Raw genomic sequence first — 738 nt, forward strand, 5'->3', positions numbered from 1 at the left:
AGCAAGGATAAAGACTGCGACAGGTAACCTCGCTCATGCGTTGAGTCCAGCATGTGAACTGGGGAAGGTCTGCACGGATGCCAAGGGAGTGTGCCCCCGATGACGTGCAGACTGGCGGAGCCTCCGTAGTAGTCCGAGGTCGGGAAAACCGGCTACATGGCGAAGGGAGGCAGTTGAAGTGGTTTGCTGGGTTGATTAACTGACCATAGTGAGGTGAAGACCTTTGATAATCAGTGAAATGCAAAGCAAACTGGCGATATGGTCGACGGAGAACAAAGAACGCAAGTTTGATCGACTCCTGAGACTGATTGCCGACAGGGATTGGCTGAGCGAGGCGGCTCGTATCACGCTGGCATCCAGCGGAGCCCGCACGCCGGGCGTGGATGGTGTCGACAAGCGCATGATGGAAGCATATCTCCCTCATGAACTGGCGACGATACGCGAAGAACTGTTGGCGGGCTCGTATAGTCCGCTGCCCGCGCGACGCGTGTATATACCCAAAGCGAATGGCAAGCTCAGGCCTCTCGGCATTCCGAGCCTGCGGGATCGGATCGTACAACGGGCCATGCTGATGGCGATGGAGCCGATATGGGAGAGCGATTTCCATCCGGCTTCGTATGGCTTCAGACCGGCCCGTAGTGTTCATCACGCGATTCGCACGGTGAAGCTTCAGCTACAAGACGGTGGCGAACACAGTGTCTCAGGTCGCTGGGTTATCGAGGGCGACCTCGCCAGTTA

General features: G+C 57.0%; 1 protein-coding gene. It reads left to right on the forward strand.

The genetic code is table 11. The features are described from left to right. Positions 1-238: 238 nt before the first annotated feature. On the forward strand, positions 239-738 hold a 500-nt coding region (locus tag P0D89_RS53650), incomplete at its 3' end, for a reverse transcriptase domain-containing protein (RefSeq protein ID WP_459252695.1).

It is taken from the genome of Paraburkholderia sp. RL18-085-BIA-A, from assembly GCF_046027075.1.
Taxonomy (GTDB): domain Bacteria; phylum Pseudomonadota; class Gammaproteobacteria; order Burkholderiales; family Burkholderiaceae; genus Paraburkholderia.